Genomic DNA, 19,805 nt, shown 5'->3' with positions numbered 1-19,805 from the left:
ATTAATCAATAACTAAATTTGAGATGGAAAATATAGCAGGAAGGAAATGAAAATGAGCAGGCTGGCGCAGATGGCCAGCTCTCATTTTCTTATCTATCTTTTATGAAAATTATTTAATAACAAGATTTGGCTTTTTCTTTAGACTATGGCGTCCTTCGACAAAGCGGACCGTACCTGATTTGGCACGCATGACAAGCGAATGGGTCGAACCATACGAACCTTTAAATTGTACCCCTTTAAGAAGCTCTCCGTCTGTTACACCTGTTGCAGCAAAAATGGCATCATCACCTTTTACCAGGTCTTCCATAAGAAGGACTTTATTAATATCGAGGCCCATCTTCAAGCAGCGCTCAGCCTCTGCGTCATTTTGCGGAAGAAGTTTTCCTTGAATTTCTCCGCCAAGGCACTTAAGGGCAACAGCTGCCAATACGCCTTCAGGTGCTCCACCAGATCCGAACAGAATATCAACGCCAGTCTCATCAAATGCGGTATTAATGGCTCCAGCCACGTCCCCATCATTGATCAATTTAATTCTGGCACCAGCTTCGCGAAGCTGGCTGATGATGTGCTCATGGCGCTCACGGTTAAGCACTGTAGCCACAACATCCTGGATATCTTTATTTTTTGCTCTTGCGACCGCTTTCAAATTATCCAAAACAGAAGCGTTAATGTCAATTTGTCCAACCGCTTCAGGACCGACTGCAATTTTGTCCATGTACATATCCGGAGCATGCAGAAGGTTTCCGTGGTCAGCTACCGCAAGAACAGCTAATGCATTCCAGCCTCCAGATGCTACGATGTTGGTGCCTTCGAGCGGATCGACAGCAACATCTACACGCGGACCATAGCCTGTTCCAAGCTTTTCCCCGATATAAAGCATTGGCGCTTCATCCATTTCGCCCTCTCCGATAACAACTGTTCCCTTCATTGGCACAGTATCGAATACATCTCTCATTGCAGAAGTAGCAGCATCATCCGCTTCATCTTTTAATCCGCGGCCCATCCAGCGTGCTGATGCTAAAGCGGCACCTTCTGTTACGCGAACTAATTCCATTGACAAACTTCTTTCCATCGATTCTTCCTCCCCAGATTCTAAGGCTGGCAGCATGGCGAATGCAGACCGGCTATTACCGCCGGCACCGCAAAAGCCCGCCTTAATTTATATTTGTCTGCTGATGTCACTTAGGCTTTGGCCCAAGTAAATCAGTCAGCTGTCAATATCTCAAGATGTTTCTCTATTATGCGTTCTTCATTTGTTCCATTTCGTCTTTGCTCATTTCTTCGCGCCAGATTGTGGCACCGAGTCCATTCAGCTTTTCAACAAGGTGGCTATAGCCTCTGTCGATATGCTCTAAACCAGTGACTTCGGTAACTCCCTCAGCCATCAAGCCGGCAATTACCAGTGCTGCGCCTGCGCGCAAATCACTCGCCTTAACTTTAGCACCCTGAAGCTGAATTGGCCCATTGATGATTGCCGAGCGTCCTTCAACTTTAATGTTGGCATTCATCCTGCGCAGCTCATCAATATGCTTGAAACGGGCACTATAAATGGTATCCGTAACCATGCTTGTCCCTTCTGCACCAGTTAACAGAGAAGTCAGCGGCTGCTGAAGGTCTGTTGGGAATCCAGGATAAACAAGCGTTTTAATATCCACTGCTTTCATTTTTTCAGCTGGCCCGACAAATACCTGATCGTCGTTCGTTTCAACCTGAACGCCCATTTCGCGCAGCTTTGCTATTAGGGACTCAAGGTGATGGGGGATGACATTGTCAATCAGCACACCTTCTCCAGCCGCTGCACCAACAATCATATAGGTCCCCGCTTCAATCCGGTCTGGGATAATCGTATGCTGGCAGCCATGCAGCTGGTCTACGCCATCGATGCGGATCACATCTGTGCCGGCACCCTTGATTTTCGCCCCCATATTGGTTAAAAGCGTAGCAACATCAATGATTTCAGGCTCTTTTGCAGCATTTTCAATTATTGTTCTGCCTTTTGCCCTGACAGCAGCAAGCATGATATTGATGGTTGCCCCAACGCTGACAACATCGAGATAAATACGGGCTCCGCGAAGCTCATCGGCACGAAGGTAAATGGCTCCCTGCTCATTGGTCACACGCGCGCCAAGAGCTTCAAAACCTTTGATATGCTGGTCAATCGGCCTTGGTCCGAGATGACATCCTCCAGGAAGTCCAATAACCGCTTTTTTAAATCGGCCGAGCATCGCTCCCATTAAATAATAGGAAGCGCGTAATTTTTTCACTTTTCCGTTCGGCAAAGGCATGGAAATCATGGAAGAGGGATCCACTGTCATATCATTTTCAGAGAATTCGACAGTGCCCCCTATTTCTTCAAGCAAATCTTTTAGAATTTGTACATCCGAAATATCCGGCAAACCTTCAATTGTCACAGGGGATTCCGCTAAAATGGTAGCTGGAATCAATGCTACAGCACTATTCTTCGCTCCGCTGATCCGGACTGTTCCTTTTAATGGATATCCGCCTGCAATCATTAGCTTTTCCATTTGTAACTCCCTTCTAAGCCGTTGTTAAAACACTCATGCTGACATTTGACTTCAATATTATAAAAATTGATAGCCCTTACAGCAAAAGCTACACACTACTTTTCTAACCAATTCCGCCAGAAAATAGCCCCAGATTCTATAAGAAACCAAATAGGCCTGTCTATTTTTAATATCGGAAAAATAGTCTTTGGGAAAATATGCACTTTCATATTATCATGTATCTGCATTTTGCAACATCGCAAGATGAACATGGAACGATTTTCCATTCGTTTTTTACAGATTCCGACATTATCTTTATCCTATAGTTTACACGAAAAATCAAATCTCATGTATTGTATTCAAAAAAAGTTAAAATTAAGAGAGAAGCACTAAAATCCGGGGTACAAATGATGGGGCTGGCTTTGCTCAAGAAAAGCGCAGGCGCCTTGCCCACCCCCGACACCTCGAGGGGTAGGCTGCTTGCGCTAGACAGCTCTCAAAGTATTAAATAAGCAAAGCCAGTATCCTAAAGTTATTTTTTCGCAGATTCCATTATCCTCTTGAGTTCCAGTCTGCCAGGAATGCTTCGATTCCCTTATCTGTCAGAGGATGGTTGAATAATTGCTGGATGACTTTATAAGGAACTGTCGCAATATGAGCTCCTCTTAATGCTGCATCCGTCACGTGCTGAGGATGTCTGATGGAAGCGGCAATGATTTCTGTATCAATGTCATGAATCGCAAAGATTTCTGCGATTGTGGAAATGAGATCCAGACCGTTATGGCCAATATCGTCCAAACGTCCAAGGAATGGAGAAACGTATGTAGCACCTGCTCTTGCAGCAAGCAGCGCCTGGTTTGCACTGAAAATTAACGTTACATTTGTTTTAATGCCTTCTTTCGAGAAAGCACTTACTGCTTTTAGGCCATCGGGTGTCATTGGCACCTTGATTGTGATGTTTGGTGCAATCGCTGCCAGCTCTCTTCCTTCTTTAATCATGCCTTCAGCATCAAGGGCGATGACCTCGGCGCTTACTGAGCCTGGCACCAAATCCGTGATTTCGCGAAGACGGTCAGGGAAGGATACATTCTTTTCCTTTGCCACCAATGATGGATTGGTTGTTACCCCTGCTACTACTCCAAGGGCATATGCTTCTTTAATTTCGTCCATGTTTGCTGTATCGATGAAAAACTTCATAATAATCCCACCTTGTTTAATATTTTGATGATTTTTGTTGCGGGTATCTATGTATTATTAAATAAAGTTGTGATTCTGTAAAGCCTTACATTTGGAAGCAGAAATCCCCAGCTGGCACTCAGCGAACCGCCGGATAAAATACAGGAAAACCGCCTCTAAATCTAGAAGCGGTTTCTTATCCAATGATATTTATTATGCTTTGTTTGAAGAACCGAACTCTCGCATTTTGCCGATTACAGTTTCTTTAATCGCTTCGCGTGCTGGTCCTAAGTATTTGCGTGGATCGTATACTTCTGTGTCTGCTGCCAATACTTCGCGAACGCGTTTTGCAGAAGCAATTTGGTTTTCAGTGTTTACATTGATTTTTGCAGTTCCTAAAGAGATAGACTTTTGGATATCCTTTGTTGGGATTCCAGTTCCGCCATGAAGAACTAAAGGAACACCAGTAAGGCTTCCGATCTCTTCCATTTCAGCAAAGCCAAGATTTGGCTCACCTTTATATGGGCCATGAACAGAACCTAGTGCAGGAGCAAGGCAGTCGATGCCTGTGCGTTTTACCAGTTCTTCACATTCTTTAGCATCAGCATAAATAACGCCATCAGCAACAACATCGTCTTCCTGTCCGCCGACAGTTCCTAACTCCGCTTCTACTGAAACGCCTTTTGAATGTGCATATTCAACTACTTTTGAAGTAGTCTCAACGTTTTGTTCAAATGGATCATGTGAAGCATCGATCATAACGGATGTGAATCCTGCATCAATTGCTTCTTTACATTTATCAAAACTTGAACCGTGGTCTAAGTGGATAGCCACTGGAACGGTAATTTTGTAATCTTCCAGCAGTCCTTCAACCATCTTTACAACCGTTTTGAAACCGCCCATGTATCGTGCAGCACCTTCGGAAACACCAAGGATAACAGGTGATTTTTCTTCTTCTGCCGCCTGCAGGATAGCTTGAGTAAACTCAAGGTTGTTTAAGTTAAATTGACCTACTGCATAGCCTTCTGATTTTGCTTTATTAAGCATTTCAGTCATAGAAACTAAAGGCATTTTTCTTCCTCCTTATTGATAATCGTTTAAGTTCGTCAGACTAAATACTGTTAAAGTTTTCCCCTTAACACTATCGAATATGTACCCTTAAAATAGTCCGCTAAACGAAGACGATCCTTTGGAATTCATCTGTTATCATACCAAAAAGGACTTAGAAAAGCCATTATTCCAGAGCGTTTTTGTTAATTGTCATAAAGCAAACGCTATCATTTTTATAGCGATGGAATTTCAGGTTAAAAACGGTTAATTTTGGATTATTTCGAGTTAGGCACAGGCAAATATTTCTTTACCGCTGCCCTGATGTCATCAATATCGAATGGCTTCGCAAAGTGAGTAAGAGCTCCCAAATCCTTGGCCTCCTGAATCATATCGAGTTCACCATATGCAGTCATGATAATGACGCGGATATCTTTATCCACCACTCTCATTCTTTTTAAAATTTCAATCCCGTCCATTCCCGGTATTTTCATGTCGAGAAGAACAAGATCAGGCGAATGCTTGGAAACAATGTCGAGAGCCTGGACTCCATTGGCAGCCTGGTATGTGTCGTACCCTTCTTTCTGTAGTACCTCATTAAGCAAAATACGGATTCCGAACTGATCATCTACAATTAATATTTTCCCTTTCATCAAGCCACCTCTTCCTGTCGTATTAAAAGCACTTAGGTTTTAAACCAATACTGAATTATGACTGCAGGTCACTTAACTATACATTCTCCTACAGCTAAATTCTCTGTGAAACATGATTATTCCTGCTGGTATTTGCAATTTCAAATGTGAATATTTTACCTTTCCCTTCCTTTTCACTATAATAGAACCGCTAAGTGCAGTGACCGAAGGAGTGAAATAATTTGCTAAAGATGTTTTCTACCCAGCTGACAGGCTTGTTTAAAAGACTTCAGGAAAAGGAAGAGTTTTCCATCGAGGACAGTGCACGCTTATTGGCTCAGGCTGCCGCCGGTGATGGGAAAATATATATTTATGGTACAAAAGAAATGGCTGCAATCGGCTATGAAGCCGTTCAAAGCCAGGAACCGCTTAGAGATGCAGCGATTTTGAAAAGTGATGAGGAAGTCTCAGAAACAGACAGAGTAATCATCTTCTCAAGACATTCAGATGATGAAGACGCAGCCGCTCTGGCAAAATCTTTGTCCGAAAAAGGAATTCCCTTTGTGGCAGTGAGCACCATCAAAACCGAAAGCAGTGAAAATCTCGCTGATTTGGCTGATGTCCATATTGATTTAAAGCTTGCTAAAGGGCTTCTGCCTGATGAAGAAGGAAACCGCTTCGGCTATCCGGCTTCCATGGCTGCTTTATTTGTTTATTATGGAATTAAGTTTACGATTGAAGAGATTTTGGCGGAGTATGAATAATAGATAAGCAGAATCAGCACCCACTTCGAGGGCTGATTCTGCTGTCATTTTTGTAGGTTGTTTTTTATTGCCGAGCTAGCTTCTTTTGGGGCTTGATTCCCTGTAATGGCACTTCCAACAATGACTACATCGGCAATACTGTCCTTCAATTCTCCGATTGTTTTTTCTGAAATCCCGCCTGCAATAGCAACCTCTATGTCATTTAACCCTTTTACCAGGCTAAATAAATCGGGATCTGCTATAGCCCCCTCTTTCTGCATATCCTTTCCTATATGGAGACAAAATAAGTCCGCCCCTAAATCATATAGGCTCTTTACTCTTTCTGCGTCCTGAACTCCCAGCAAATCAATCATAATTCTTCTATTGGCGGTATTTGCAATCTCTAATGCCTGTTTTATCGTGCTGTCATGTGAAAAGCCCATCACAGTCATAATGTCCGCCCCTGCTATAAAGGCCTGTTCTGCTTCATATTTTCCTGCGTCACAAGTTTTCATATCCGCCACAATTGTTTTATCTGGATAAGCAGCCTTCATTTCCCGAATTATCTTCATACCATATTCTTTAATCACGCCCGTTCCGATCTCAATCCAATCTATATTTTCACAAGTTTCATCTGCAATACGGAAACATTCCTGCTCGGTTAAACGGTCAAGTGCAAGCTGAATTTTCACTTCTATTCTCCTTCGTTTAGAATTGTATTTTAAAAAGGAAGAAGCCTGAAACAAAAACCACAGGAATACTTCCTGTGGCCCTATTTTTCATATTAAACTCCTGAGTATGCCATAAATCCGCCGTCAACTGGCACTGTAACACCTGTTACAAAACCCGAGTATTCTTCGTCAGCCAGCCACAGCAGTACACCAAGCAAATCTTTCGGCTGGCCAAACCTTTTCATTGGTGTATGAGCAATAATTTTCTCTGACCTGGCCGTATGGGAACCATCTTGATTCAATAATAAATTGCGGTTCTGAGTTGTTAAGAAAAAGCCCGGTGCAATTGCATTTACCCGCAAACCTGTTTCTGCGAAATGTACAGCCATCCACATTGTAAAATTGTTAATGGCTGATTTGGCTGCACTATAGGCAGGCACTTTTGTCATTGGTGAGTAGGAACTCATTGATGAGATATTAATAATGATAGGCGATTCCTGCTTTAACAGTTCTTTGCCAAAAACCTGGCTGGCTAAAAAAGTTCCGGTAAAGTTGCTGGCAAATACTTGGGAGAAGCCTCTCTCATCCATATCAAAGAAGGACTTTTCAGAAGAAGGCTCCACATTATGGGTTTCTACAGAAGTAATGGCATCCGGGTGATTCCCGCCTGCACCATTAATTAATATATCCACCCTGCCAAAGTGGCTGATCACTTCTTCCCTTGCCTTTTCCAGGGATTCACGATCTAAGACGTCTGCTGCAACAGCAATCGCTGTCCCCCCTGCTTTCTCAATTTCGGCTGATACTGCAGCTCCCTTTTCTGCCGTACGATTAAGAATGGCCACTTTCACCCCATGTCTTGCGAGCTCCCTGGCCATTTCCGAGCATAGCACGCCGCTTCCGCCCGTAATTACAGCTGTTTTTCCATTTAAATTTCCGTGTATTGGAAACATTAGCATTCTCCTTATTTCTCAGATTGATAGGCATCCCATAATCCGTGAAGATACATGATTCCAAGAGCCCGGTCATATAATCCGTAACCTGGTCTGCATTCTTCACCCCAAAGATGCCTGCCGTGGTCAGGACGCACGTACCCCTCATATTGAATCTCAGATAACTCCTTGACGACCCCTTTAATATTGATGGAACCATCTGCTGTTAAATGAGAAGTTTCAATAAAATCACCGTTCTCGAAAATCTTTACATTTCGGATATGTGCAAATGGTGACCTTTCGGCAAATTTTCTTGCGAGTTCAACCATATCGTTTTGCGGGTTGGCCCCTAGCGATCCCGTGCAAAAAGTAATGCCGTTGGAAGGTGAATCAGAGATAGAAAGGAGCTTCTGCAGACTTTCATCTCCCGTCATGATTCGCGGCAGGCCAAAAATAGACCATGGCGGATCATCCGGGTGGATAGCCATCTTGATGCCTGCTTCTTCTGCCACCGGTAAAATTTCCTGTAAGAAATAGCGCAGGTTTTCCCATAAGTCCTCTGCACTTACATGCTGATACGCTGCAAATAACTCTTGAATCCGGGACATTTTCTCTGGCTCCCAGCCAGGCAGAGTCAGATCAGAAGCCTCGGAAACCGTTTTGATTAAATCTTGCGGATCCAGTTCTTCCACTTTGTTCTTTTCATAAAATAATGCCGTTGAGCCATCTGGAAGTGAGCGGTATAAGTCAGTTCGTGTCCAATCAAAGACAGGCATGAAGTTATAACAAATAACTTTAACCCCAAATTCACCCAGGTTCCGAATGGTTTTTTTATAATTTTCTATAAATAAATCCCTTTCATTGTTTCCCAACTTAATAGATTCATGTATATTAACACTTTCCACTACATCTGCATGAAACCCAAAGGACTTTATATACTCAACTTCAGATTTGATCTCGTCTGTCTCCCAGACTTCCCCGACAGGTTTTCTGTGAAGGGCCCAAACGATTCCTTTCACATTGGGAATCTGTTTTACTTGCTCAAGGGTTACAGTATCATTATCCCTGCCATACCAGCGAAAGGTCATATTCATTTTTCGGCGCCTCCATTTATAGCTTCGACATATTTTTCACAAAGTGCTTTTACTGATTCTTTACCGCCAGCTTTGTATGCCTTGTTTAAGTCACTTCCAATTCCGGCTGCGACAGCGCCAGCTTCAAGCCACGCACCGACATTATCTAAATTCACCCCGCCAGTGGGCATGATTCGCACCTGGGGCAGGGGACCATTGACTGCACCTATAAATGATGGATCAAAACGATTGGCCGGAAACAGCTTTACAATGTCGCAGCCATATTCGAGTGCTGTCATGATTTCAGTTATGGTCATGCATCCAGGAAGGTATGGAATGCTGTATCGATTGCAAATCAAGGCTATATTCTTATCAAAATGCGGACTCACAACAAATTCCGCCCCATTTAAAATGGCATGACGGGCTGTTTCCGAATCCAGAACTGTCCCAGCACCGATTACACCGTCTGAACCTCTTAAAGCCTCAAACACTTTTTCCGCTGCAGGTGTAGTATAAGTCACTTCAATAGCACGAAATCCGCCTTCAATAGCTCCTTCAGAAATATTAATCGCTTCTTCAGGTGTTTTTCCGCGCACAACTGCAACCACTTTTGATTCTACTAGCTGATTAAGTTTCTCTATTTTTAAGTTCATCTAATCTCCCCTTAATCGAAAACAATAACTGCTTTTCGAACCTGGTCAGGATTCTTCTCTACATATCGGAATGCTTCCTGCACTTCACTTATCGGAAAATGGTGGGTAATAAAACCGTTTGATTGAAGTTTTTCTACATTCAGCAGAGATACAACCTTTTCAAATTGGTTTGTCTGGAGCCGCGAACCGACAATAGTTACTTCTTTTTTCGTTATTGGCAATTGCGGAATAGAGGATGGCCGTTCATCAAACCCCAGAACAACTACCGTGCCGGCAGGCGATACAAGATTTACGCCAAGCTCAAAGGTAGAAGGCAGACATACTGCATCAATCACTACATTTGGTCCTTCACCATCTGTCAATTCCAATACCCGATCTTCTACAGACTCTTCCGATGCATTAATGATTTCATCTGCCCCATTTTCCTTGGCAAATGCTAGTCGTTCCTGCTTCAAATCACTGATAATAACCCTTGCACCCTGCAGCTTCGCCATTTTTAAAATGCATATGCCTATCGGGCCGCTTCCCTGGATGAATACAGTATCTCCTTCTCCAACGGCCCCGCGCCATACAGCCTGAGCTCCAATGGTGTAGGGTTCAGCCAATACAATTTCATCCCATTCTAATGATGAATTCACAACATGAAGCTGTTTTTCAGGCAGTACAAAGAATTCCCGCAACCCTCCATCTTCATGAACACCAAAAACAGATAAAGACTGACATACATTCGGGCGTCCTTTTCGGCATGCGTAGCACTCTCCGCAATAGCGGATTGGCTCCACTACAACATGGTCACCAGGTTTCATTCCTGAAACATTTGACCCGACTTCAACGACTTCTCCTGCCACTTCATGGCCAACAATTCTTGGGTAGGTTGCAAGTGGATTTGTCCCATGGTAAATATGCATATCTGACCCGCATATTCCAACTCTTTTAACTTTTACTAGAACCTCATCAGGATTGCGGATAACTGGTTTTTCTATATCAATGACTTCCATTTCCATTGCACTTGGAATTTGTACTGCTTTCATTTTACTACCCCCTATTCAAATAAACTTGGAAGAAACAGTGAGATTTGCGGCACAAAAGCCACAAGCATTAAGACAGCCAGACTGACTCCTAAGAATGGCAGTAATTCTTTTGCTGTTTTTCCAATTGAGATCTTGCCGATTTGTGATGCTACAAATAGACAAACACCAACAGGAGGCGTTACTAGACCAATAACAAGGTTTAATACCATCATGACCCCAAATTGAACCGGATCCATACCAATGGAAGCAGCTACCGGTAATAACACCGGGAACAGAATGACTAGAGCCGCAATCGTCTCCATGAACGTTCCAACAAACAATAACAGCAAGTTAATCAATAAAATAACGACAATTGGGTTTGACGAGATTCCGAGAATTGCATCTGCAACCATTTGTGGAATCTGCTCACTTACCATAATCCAGCCAAAAAGGTTGGCAAAACCTACGAGAAGCATGATAGAAGCCGTACCTGTCATGGAAGAAAGCATAATTTCCGGAATTTTTTTAATGGGAAGCTCTTTATAAACGAAGATTCCAATAACAAAGGCATACAATACTGCAATGACAGACGCTTCAGTCGGTGTGAAGTAGCCTCCGAGAATTCCATACATAATGATAACTGTCATAAATAGTGCCCAGAACGCCCCAGTGAAGCTTTTCCATATTTCCTTTAGTGACTTTCTTTCCCCTTTTGGATAATTTCTTTTAACAGAAATAATATAGGTTGGAATCATTAATCCCAGGCCAAGTAATAACCCTGGCAGGGCACCAGCCAAAAACAGATCGCCAATAGATACTGATGCAAGTGTCCCGACAATAATCATCGGAAGAGACGGAGGAATAATCGGGCCAACTGTTGATGAAGATGCCGTTACAGCTGCAGAAAAACCTGCTCCGTACCCTTCTTTTTTCATAGCAGGAATAAGAATAGCTCCTATACTGGCTGTGTCTGCCAAAGCTGTACCCGAAATACCTGCAAACCCCATCGATGATCCTACATTCGCTAAGCCAAGTCCCCCTCGGATATGGCCGAAGCAATTATTTGCAAACTGAATGATGCGATCTGTAATACCCCCAGCATTCATTAAGTTTCCTGCCAGAATAAACCCGGGGATACAGAGCAAAACAAAGGAGTTTAGCCCTCCAAACATTTTTTGCGGAATGATGCTTAACGGGATATCAGCCAGTATTAAATAAAAAAGTGAAGATAGGCCAAGGCTGAATGCTACTGGCACGCCTAGGAATATCAGGATTATGAACGAGAAAAACAAAATGGCTGCCATCATAGCTCCCCACCACCCATTTGTGAATTAAAATCTTCTTCATTTCGGATTAGCCTAATGATTTTGACAATTGAATACAATAATAAAAATGCACTCATGATAAATATTGCAGCGTGGATTACCGACATCTGAAAAGGCATTGTGGCTGAAGTCTGATTTTCCCCTAGCTGTGTAAAGAACCATCCTTCTTTAACGAGAACCCCGCTTAACAATATAATCAGTAAATAAATCCCAATTTCATAATACCGGCGAAAAGCATGTGACATTTTTGTAAGAATCAGATCTACATTAATAAACTCGCCTCGAAGCAAAGCTAGCGGTGCCCCAAAGCAAATGGAGTATATAAACAAATAGCGCGTAAGCTCTTCCGTCCAAATTGCTGTGTAGGGAAGATAGCGCGACATGATTTGAATGGTAACCACGATAATTACCCCGGAAAAACTTATAACAGTCAAGAAGGCTAATATTCGGTCAAGCCAAATTCGAATTTTCATTTTTTCATTCCTTCCTTTAATTAAAGGCACTGCTGGCAAAATAGTCAGCGGTGCCTTTAACTTGTTCCAATAAGACTATTATTCTACCTCTAGAATTTTTTCATAAAGCTCATACTGTTCTGGCTTAAGGCTATCTTTAATCGCAGGCTGCATTTTTTCACGGAAGGCATCCTGGTCAACATCAACAAACTCCATTCCTTCACTTTCAAGCTCAGACTCTATCTTGGAAATTTCTTCATCATAAAGTTTTTCTCCAAATGCCTGCGCTTCTGCAGCTGCTTCTGTCACAGCTTTTTTCTGTTCATCATTCAAGGCCTCAAACTGCTTGTTGCCAATCAGGATATAAATCCATGAATATACATGCTCTGTACGATTCACATACTTTTGAACTTCATACAACCCGCCGCTCTGTATTAAATCAACCGGATTTTCCTGTCCTTTAATAACTCCTTGCTGGAGGCCAGTAAATACTTCATTGAAGTCCATAACCTGCGGCTTGGCACCTGCGGCTTCCCAGACTTTCAGGAACAATGGAACATTTGGAACACGCATAGAAAAACCCTTTAAATCAGATGGTGACTCAATTGGCTCACTTGAAGTCAAGTTACGTGGAGCACGTGTATGATAATACAAAGGAGTCAAGCCAACTTTTTCAGTAATTTCCTTCTCAATTTCTTCACCGATTTCCCCTTCTACAACCGTTTTTACATGGTCAAGATCACGGAAAGCATACGGTACTGCCATTAAAGCAGCTTTAGGTGCCCAGTTTTGCATGGTTTCACCAGAAATAACCAAGTCAGCTGTACCCGCCTGAATGGCATTGATTGTATCTGTTTCTCCGCCAAGAGAGTTGTTCGGGAATATCTGAATTTCAATTTGCCCTTCTGTTTTTTCATTAACCAGATCTGCAAATTCCTCAGCCGTTTTATGCCAAATGTGATTCTCATCTGCCAAGTGGCCAAACTTCCACTTGATTACTTCTCCCTCTTGCTTCTCGCCGCTTGCCCCATTAGAACCGCTCGAACCGCAGGCACTAAGCATCAATGTCGCTGCTAAAACACCAGATAACCACTTCAATTTCATTATGTTTCTCCCCTTTTTTCTATAGGTTTAGTTTGTTAAAAACTGATGGACCGTTGAAGCAATTGTTATCCCTTTTTCAAGGTTTCTTTCTTCATTCATTTGTTCAATTTCACCTGGCACAAGAACACTTTTAAAACCCGGAGCTGGAGGGGCCTGACGGATTTCCTCCATCATTTGATCCATATTTTCCAGGAATGCATCTGCATCCGTGAAGAATGCCGGATTAATTGCACAGAAATAATGGCCAAGCTTCCGCTTCTTATCCAGGTCTCCATACATCTTGGCTACATGCGGCCCAAAAGCTGCACCTGCAAGCAAACCCGAGAAGATGTCGACAATCATTGATAGTCCATAGCCCTTAGGCCCACCAAACGGAGAAAGTGAAACGACTTTGGAAGGATCTGTTACGGTTTCCCCATTCTCGTCTACACCCCATCCTTTTGGAATTTCTTTTCCTTCTTCTTTATATTGAAGGATTTTCCCCAGAGCTACATTCGATGTTGCCATATCCAGGATGAATGGTTTCTGTGTTTTTGCCGGTACACCATAGGCAATCGGATTGGTTCCAAGGAAAGCATCTTTGCCTCCAAATGGCACGACAATTTTATCGGTATGTGTCATCGCAATTCCAATCAGGTTTTCCTCTGCGGCATTTTGAACAAAATAGCTAAGTGCCCCGCAATGGCTGCTGTTAATGGCTGTGACCATTCCCACACCATTTTCCTTTGCCATCTGGATGGCATGATTCATGGCTTCATCTGCAATGACGTGTCCAAATCCGTCATCCCCATCGACTACCCCTGTCACAGGACCAGTTTTATTGAATGAAATCTCGGCAGCGGGATTGATACCTCCCGCATTTAAACGGTTCACATAATGTTCAGTACGAAGTACACCATGTGAATTAACATTTCTTAAATCCGCATGAACCAGGATTTCCGCAACTTTTTCTGCATGTTCATGCAGCAAGCCAGCATCTGTTAATTTCTGAATTACTAGCTTCTTGGCTTCTTCATGATGAATTGTCACAGTAGACATAATGATCCCCCTACTCCAGGTTGGTATGTTTCTTGACCATTTCTTCGTTCGAATTTCTTTCTGATAAACTATCAATGATTGCTGCATCTAAAATAAGATGTGCAGCCTGATCAAACTGATTCCCCAGAGGCTGAATCGTATCTGGTTCTCCTGAAAGGCGGTATTTTGTTGCCGCAGGAATCTGCATTCCCCCCGTAAAGCATGGCTGGTGAATGGCCTCTTTGTCAGTTGTGATCAGAAATACTTTCGCCCCCGCCTTGAAGGCGTTTTCAGAAAAACTTATGGTCTGTCCTGTTTTGGCTGAGCCAGATAAAACGATTAGTATATCGTTCTCCTGTATGGCCGGTGTTGTCGTTTCTCCCAAAACATAGACTGTTTTTCCGCTATGCATAAGACGCATGGCAATCGCCTTTGCCACTAGGCCTGAACGGCCTTCCCCAGTAAAGAAGAAACGAGCGTCACTCTTTAAAAGTGCTACGAAAGAGTCGTATTCGTTCTTATCGACATGTGTGCATACTGCTCTCATTTCTTTAAGAATTGTAAGAATCGTATCCATTTGTCCACCCCTTATCTTTCAACAATAAGGTCATTATTAATAAATGCGTTTACTTCACTAAGATAAGGAAGACCTTCATTATCTCCTGAGACGGTTGTAACCAGGGCACCTACGCCATTAGCAAATTGAAGCAGTCTTTCCTTGCTGAAGCCGTTCAGCCAGCCATAAATGTATCCTGCATCGAATCCATCCCCGGCTCCGACAGTATCAACAGGAGTCACACGGAAGCTTTCTGCCCGTGTCCAATCGCCATTCCGGAATAGCTTTGATCCATTAGCGCCATCCTTTAAGACCAAATCCCTAATGCCATATTCTCTGGCAAAAAGTGCAAGTTCATCTTCTTCTTCCATTCCGCTTATTAGCCTGATCTCTTCTAATCCAGTCAGCAGGATATCAACATGCGGAAGAATTTCTTTATATGCTTTTCTCGCTTCTTCAATCGCCCAAAGCTTCAGTCTGATATTTGGATCAAAGGAGATTGGAATCTTTTTTTGTTTTGCGACTTCAATCACTTTTGCGGCAGTTTCGATGTTCTTTGAATCAATAGCAAGGAAAACACCTGTAAGATGGACAAGATCTACATTTTCAAACAGTTCTTCCTGAATCATTTCCGGTGTCAAGGTTAAGATAGGCGAGTTATATCGGTAATAGAATGTCTTGCCTGATCCATCCTCATTAATTTCCTTAAAGTTAAGTGATGTCGGGCAGCCGCTTACAAAATCCACACCCGATACATCTACGCCCTCTCCCCGAGCGAAGTTATATATGACTCTGCCAAACTCATCTTCCCCCAGCCGGCTAATCCACTTGCTGTCTAACCCAAGCCTTGCACATCCAATGGCAAAGTTAAGTTCTGCACCGCCCACCTTGCGTTCAAACTGGGTGACATATCTAAGTGGTCCTTTTACAGCTGGGTTCAGTGTTATCATGGCATCTCCGATTGTTAAAACTTTGAATGGTGATGACATTATTTTTCTCTCCTAACACTCTATAAAGATTCCCGCTCAACTAAAGCAGGAGCATATCTTTTAATCTCATATACTTCCTCAAACTGAGGATTTCTAATTAAATCTAATAAAACTGAAGCGGCATCATTGCCAATTTCAAAAGTCGGCTGTTTGATGGCTGTTATTGGTGTTGCCGAGATTTCCAGGAAATCAGAGTCATCTACTGCAATAACGCTTACATCATCAGGAACCTTCAAATTCTTTTTTCTTAAAAATTTCAAAAGTTCAATGAGTGAAAGGTCGTTTGTAGCAAAAAATGCCTCTGGCGTTTCTTCTTTCAGCCACATTTTTTCTAGTTCAGGGATAATGTCTTTTCTTTCTGCCGCAATAATCCAATCATCCTTTACAGGCAAATCATTTTGTTTCAGCGTTTTCTTGTATCCATTTATCCGTTCGATCCGGGGTGTCACTTTTTGGCTTAAGGACATGGATACCAGCCCTATTTTCCTATGGCCTTTTTGGACAATTTCCTGAACGGCAATCTCAGCTGCTCTCTCGTTATCCAAAAGCAGCGTTGGATAAATTGTTTTTTCAAGCTTTCTATCTACAAAAACAATAGGGAAATTTGAAAGTTTCAGCCGTTTATATTGATCTTCATTTCCGATGGTCGGAAAGATAATCAGTCCATCAACTTGTTTAGCTAAGAGCATATCAATGTATGCACGTTCTTTTTCCGGATTATCGTCTGCGTTACAGACAAACAAATGAAATTCATTTTTTTCGCAAACATCTTCAATGGCCCTGATAATTTCTGTCGAAAACGTATGAAGTATATTGGCAACAATCACTCCAATGGTTGATGACTTCTTTTGCTTCAAACTTTTAGCTACGAAATTAGGGATATATCCCAGCTCGCGAATGGCATCTTCAATTCGCATTTTAGTAGATTCCGCCATATACTCGTAGCGATTATTGATATACTGTGAAACTGTGCTCTTTGATACATTTGCTTTTTGCGCAACATCTAACATCGTTATTTTTTTCATGTTGTACTATCCTCTCGCTAAACCGATTTAGTAAATCGGTTTAGTAAACCGGTTTAGGGAAAGTATAAATGAAAACCTTTTCAAAATCAATACTAAAATTTCTGAATTTTATTTTTAGCAGGAATCATTCAACAACGGTTTGAACAAAAAAAATCCCTCCGCATCCGGAGGGATTTTTCCACATTATAATTTCTCGCTAAATTTCAAAGAAGCCCCGACAAATTCACGGAATAATGGCTGAGGGCGAGTTGGTCTTGAGATAAATTCAGGATGGAACTGGGAAGCAACGAACCAAGGGTGATCCTTCACTTCGATGATTTCCACTAAGCGGCCATCCGGGCTTGTACCAGAGAAGACAAAGCCCGCTTTCTCCATATCCTGGCGGTAGTGGTTATTGAACTCATAGCGATGGCGATGACGCTCATATACCACTTCGTCCTGGTATGCCTCAAAGGCTTTTGTCTCTTCATTCAATTTACAAGCTTGTAATCCAAGTCTTAGAGTTCCGCCTAAATCCTCAATATCCTTTTGCTCAGGCAGAAGGTCGATAATTGGATGCGGTGTTTCAGGAGCAATTTCTGCTGAGTGTGCCCCTTCAAGACCCAGTACATTTCTTGCAAATTCAATCGAAGCCAGCTGCATCCCAAGACAGATGCCAAGGAATGGCCTTTTGTTCTCACGGGCATATTGAATCGCAAGGATTTTCCCTTCAATGCCACGGTCGCCAAATCCGCCTGGAACCAGAATTCCGTCAGCATCCTGAAGCAGTTCATTGACATTACTGCTGTCCACTTCTTCCGAGTTGATCCATTTGATTTCAATATCAGAATCAAAAGCATAACCCGCATGTTTTAGGGCTTCGACGACTGAAATGTAAGCATCCTGCAATTCAACATATTTACCGACAAGGGCAATTCTGGTTTTTCTGGAAAGGTTCAGAACCTTGTCGACCAGCTGCTTCCACTCTGTCATGTCCGCTTCTCCGCAATCCAGCTTCAAATGCTTGCAGACAATTTCATCAAGCTTCTGATCTTGAAGAGATAGTGGTATAGAATATAATGTATCCGCATCTGTTGCTTCAATAACTGCTTCTTTATCGATATCACAGAATAGCGCAATTTTATCCTTCATATCCTGGGAAATTGGCATTTCTGTACGAAGAACGATGACGTTTGGCTGAATGCCAAGGCTTCTCAGTTCTTTCACACTGTGCTGTGTAGGCTTTGTTTTCATTTCACCTGCTGCCTTGATATAAGGAACCAATGTACAGTGAATGTACATCACATTATCGCGGCCGATATCGCTCTTAATCTGGCGGATCGCTTCAAGGAATGGAAGTGACTCAATATCCCCTACTGTTCCGCCGATTTCTGTGATGACCACATCAGAATTCGTTTCATGGCCTGCACGGAAAACCTTATCCTTGATTTCATTTGTGATATGCGGAATAACCTGTACCGTTCCGCCGTTATAGTCGCCGCGGCGCTCTTTTCTTAGGACAGTTGAGTAAATTTTACCAGTTGTTACACTGCTGTACTTAGTCAGGTTAATATCAACAAAACGCTCATAGTGACCTAAGTCCAGGTCAGTCTCCGCGCCGTCACCTGTTACAAACACCTCACCATGCTGGTACGGGCTCATTGTTCCCGGATCCACATTTATGTAAGGGTCGAATTTCTGAATCGTAACCGTTAACCCTCTGTTTTTCAATAAGCGGCCAAGTGATGCTGCCGTGATTCCTTTTCCTAGTGACGAAACAACTCCGCCCGTAACAAAAATATACTTAGTCATGAAAAATTCCCCCTTGATATCAGTTTGTGCATAATGATGCCGGTTTAAAGACTTGATGATAAAAATTCTATTGTTCAGCCTCCGATTTTTTCAGCGGAAGCTTATCGCAAAGGGATGGTTTAGCTCTTTTAAAAAGGCACATGGCCTATAAAAAAATAAAAAGCGCCCCTCTTACTTAAGTAAGTAAGGGAGCGCTATTAGCGTCTAAACGAATCGTCCTCTTTTAAGGAGCCCAAAAAGTATTCTACAAGCCCTGAAACGAAATGTCAAGATTATAAATCTTCTTCCTCTTCGTCAGCGTCTAGGTCATCTTCCTCAAGCTCTTCGTCCTCATCGCCAAGGTCGTATTCTTCATCTTTTTCGATTATTTCATCATCGTCCTCGAACTCATCATCATCAAGATCATCGTCATCGTCAAGAAGATCGTCATCATCGTCTTCTGTCAGATCATCATCGTCAAATCCGTCGATATCGTCGTAATCGATATCTTCTTCATCAAGCTCATCATAATCTTCAAGATCGAGATCCTCGTCGTCCTTTTTCTTCGCCTTTTTCTTCTTAGGCTTGATTACGGTAACGATTTCTTCTTCATATTGGTCAACCGGATACCATGAACGAAGGCCCCAGCGGTTATCGCCCAATCCGATAAAATGGCCATCTATATTTAAATCTGTATAGAATTGTGCAATTTTTCCCCTGACTTGTTCCTCTGAAAGGTTCATAAGTTTAGCCACTTCATTCATAATGTCATTAAAGGCCATTGGTTCTTTTTTGCTTGTCAGAAGTTCATAAGCCACTTCGATTAATGACATTTCTTGTAATTCTTCTTTTGAGAACTGTTCCAAACTCAATATCAGCACTTCCTTTCCCTATGTAAACGCTCATTCTGCAGCGCAAATCACAAACTATTAAAGCTGAAGTTCCGCAGCTGTATGAAAATGCGTGCGGACAGCCTCCAAGAAGGCATATTCTTCATTATAAACAAATTTTTACGGTTTATGCCAGTTATATCTGCTGTTCTGCGTATTTTTATGCGATTTATTCTTGATTTTAAATTATCTGCGGGCACTTGCTTTCCGCGGGGAGGAGCAGGGGACTCCCGCAG

The 19,805-nt window shown here is 42.5% G+C and carries 20 protein-coding genes; 1 reads left to right on the top strand and 19 read right to left on the bottom strand.

What is annotated here, in order from left to right; translation table 11 throughout:
• Positions 1-109: 109 nt before the first annotated feature.
• The 5 genes from glpX to NR125_RS12510 all read right to left on the bottom strand — a co-directional run bounded on the left by glpX (position 110) and on the right by NR125_RS12510 (position 5,383).
• Positions 110-1,072, bottom strand: a complete 963-nt coding sequence (gene glpX, locus NR125_RS12530; protein WP_009332282.1) for a class II fructose-bisphosphatase — start codon at positions 1,070-1,072, stop codon at positions 110-112.
• Positions 1,073-1,238: 166 nt separating this feature from the next.
• Positions 1,239-2,525: a UDP-N-acetylglucosamine 1-carboxyvinyltransferase gene (locus NR125_RS12525; protein WP_009332283.1), complete on the bottom strand. Its 1,287-nt coding sequence runs from the start codon at positions 2,523-2,525 to the stop codon at positions 1,239-1,241.
• A 531-nt stretch (positions 2,526-3,056) separates the two neighbouring features.
• A complete protein-coding gene (gene fsa, locus NR125_RS12520; RefSeq protein WP_009332284.1) occupies positions 3,057-3,701 on the bottom strand; it encodes a fructose-6-phosphate aldolase in 645 nt (214 codons plus the stop codon).
• Positions 3,702-3,893: 192 nt separating this feature from the next.
• Positions 3,894-4,751, bottom strand: coding sequence for a class II fructose-bisphosphate aldolase (locus NR125_RS12515; protein ID WP_019380596.1), 858 nt, complete (start codon positions 4,749-4,751; stop codon positions 3,894-3,896).
• Between the two features lie 254 nt (positions 4,752-5,005).
• Positions 5,006-5,383 (bottom strand): response regulator, encoded by a 378-nt coding sequence (locus NR125_RS12510; protein WP_175502221.1) that lies wholly within the window; start codon positions 5,381-5,383, stop codon positions 5,006-5,008.
• A 218-nt stretch (positions 5,384-5,601) separates the two neighbouring features.
• On the opposite strand from NR125_RS12510, the gene NR125_RS12505 reads away from it, so the two are divergent.
• A complete protein-coding gene (locus NR125_RS12505; protein WP_009332287.1) occupies positions 5,602-6,123 on the top strand; it encodes a DUF2529 domain-containing protein in 522 nt (173 codons plus the stop codon).
• Positions 6,124-6,167: 44 nt separating this feature from the next.
• Here NR125_RS12505 and hxlA read toward each other — a convergent pair whose 3' ends face one another.
• The 14 genes from hxlA to rpoE all read right to left on the bottom strand — a co-directional run bounded on the left by hxlA (position 6,168) and on the right by rpoE (position 19,551).
• Positions 6,168-6,794 (bottom strand): 3-hexulose-6-phosphate synthase, encoded by a 627-nt coding sequence (hxlA, locus tag NR125_RS12500; RefSeq protein WP_256815448.1) that lies wholly within the window; start codon positions 6,792-6,794, stop codon positions 6,168-6,170.
• 92 nt (positions 6,795-6,886) lie between these two features.
• Positions 6,887-7,726 carry an SDR family oxidoreductase gene (locus tag NR125_RS12495; protein ID WP_009332289.1) on the bottom strand — a complete coding sequence of 280 codons (840 nt, stop codon included), beginning with the start codon at positions 7,724-7,726 and terminating at the stop codon, positions 6,887-6,889.
• An 11-nt stretch (positions 7,727-7,737) separates the two neighbouring features.
• Positions 7,738-8,799, bottom strand: a complete 1,062-nt coding sequence (gene uxuA, locus NR125_RS12490) for a mannonate dehydratase (RefSeq protein ID WP_019380595.1) — start codon at positions 8,797-8,799, stop codon at positions 7,738-7,740.
• Entirely contained in the window at positions 8,796-9,431 is a 636-nt protein-coding gene (locus NR125_RS12485) for a bifunctional 2-keto-4-hydroxyglutarate aldolase/2-keto-3-deoxy-6-phosphogluconate aldolase (RefSeq protein WP_009332291.1), read from the bottom strand. Before NR125_RS12485 ends, uxuA begins: the two co-directional genes overlap by 4 nt.
• Positions 9,432-9,442: 11 nt before the next feature.
• The gene (locus NR125_RS12480) at positions 9,443-10,462 is read right to left on the bottom strand and encodes a zinc-binding alcohol dehydrogenase family protein (RefSeq protein ID WP_217035436.1); all 1,020 of its coding nucleotides are present in this window, start codon (positions 10,460-10,462) and stop codon (positions 9,443-9,445) included.
• Positions 10,463-10,473: 11 nt separating this feature from the next.
• The gene (locus NR125_RS12475) at positions 10,474-11,748 is read right to left on the bottom strand and encodes a TRAP transporter large permease (protein ID WP_009332293.1); all 1,275 of its coding nucleotides are present in this window, start codon (positions 11,746-11,748) and stop codon (positions 10,474-10,476) included.
• Complete coding sequence (locus tag NR125_RS12470; protein WP_019380594.1) at positions 11,745-12,239, bottom strand: TRAP transporter small permease; 495 nt, start codon at positions 12,237-12,239, stop codon at positions 11,745-11,747. The genes NR125_RS12475 and NR125_RS12470 overlap by 4 nt, the downstream gene beginning before the upstream one ends.
• A gap of 78 nt (positions 12,240-12,317) precedes the next feature.
• On the bottom strand, positions 12,318-13,322 hold the full coding sequence (locus tag NR125_RS12465) for a TRAP transporter substrate-binding protein (protein ID WP_256815447.1): 1,005 nt from the start codon (positions 13,320-13,322) through the stop codon (positions 12,318-12,320).
• Between the two features lie 27 nt (positions 13,323-13,349).
• Positions 13,350-14,360 carry an ureidoglycolate dehydrogenase gene (allD, locus tag NR125_RS12460; protein WP_256815446.1) on the bottom strand — a complete coding sequence of 337 codons (1,011 nt, stop codon included), beginning with the start codon at positions 14,358-14,360 and terminating at the stop codon, positions 13,350-13,352.
• A gap of 10 nt (positions 14,361-14,370) precedes the next feature.
• Positions 14,371-14,916, bottom strand: coding sequence for a 6-phospho-3-hexuloisomerase (gene hxlB / locus NR125_RS12455; RefSeq protein ID WP_009332297.1), 546 nt, complete (start codon positions 14,914-14,916; stop codon positions 14,371-14,373).
• Between the two features lie 11 nt (positions 14,917-14,927).
• Entirely contained in the window at positions 14,928-15,884 is a 957-nt protein-coding gene (locus NR125_RS12450) for a sugar kinase (protein WP_256815445.1), read from the bottom strand.
• Between the two features lie 20 nt (positions 15,885-15,904).
• On the bottom strand, positions 15,905-16,909 hold the full coding sequence (locus NR125_RS12445; RefSeq protein WP_009332299.1) for a LacI family DNA-binding transcriptional regulator: 1,005 nt from the start codon (positions 16,907-16,909) through the stop codon (positions 15,905-15,907).
• Positions 16,910-17,092: 183 nt separating this feature from the next.
• Positions 17,093-18,700, bottom strand: a complete 1,608-nt coding sequence (locus NR125_RS12440; protein ID WP_019380591.1) for a CTP synthase — start codon at positions 18,698-18,700, stop codon at positions 17,093-17,095.
• Between the two features lie 272 nt (positions 18,701-18,972).
• Positions 18,973-19,551, bottom strand: coding sequence for a DNA-directed RNA polymerase subunit delta (gene rpoE, locus NR125_RS12435; protein WP_019380590.1), 579 nt, complete (start codon positions 19,549-19,551; stop codon positions 18,973-18,975).
• Between the last annotated feature and the right edge of the window lie 254 nt (positions 19,552-19,805).

It is taken from the genome of Cytobacillus sp. Bac17, assembly GCF_024519925.1.
Taxonomy (GTDB): Bacteria; Bacillota; Bacilli; order Bacillales; family Cytobacillaceae; genus Cytobacillus; species Cytobacillus pseudoceanisediminis.
Note: the sequence above shows the minus strand (reverse complement) of the source record. Positions and strands in the feature narration are given on the sequence as shown.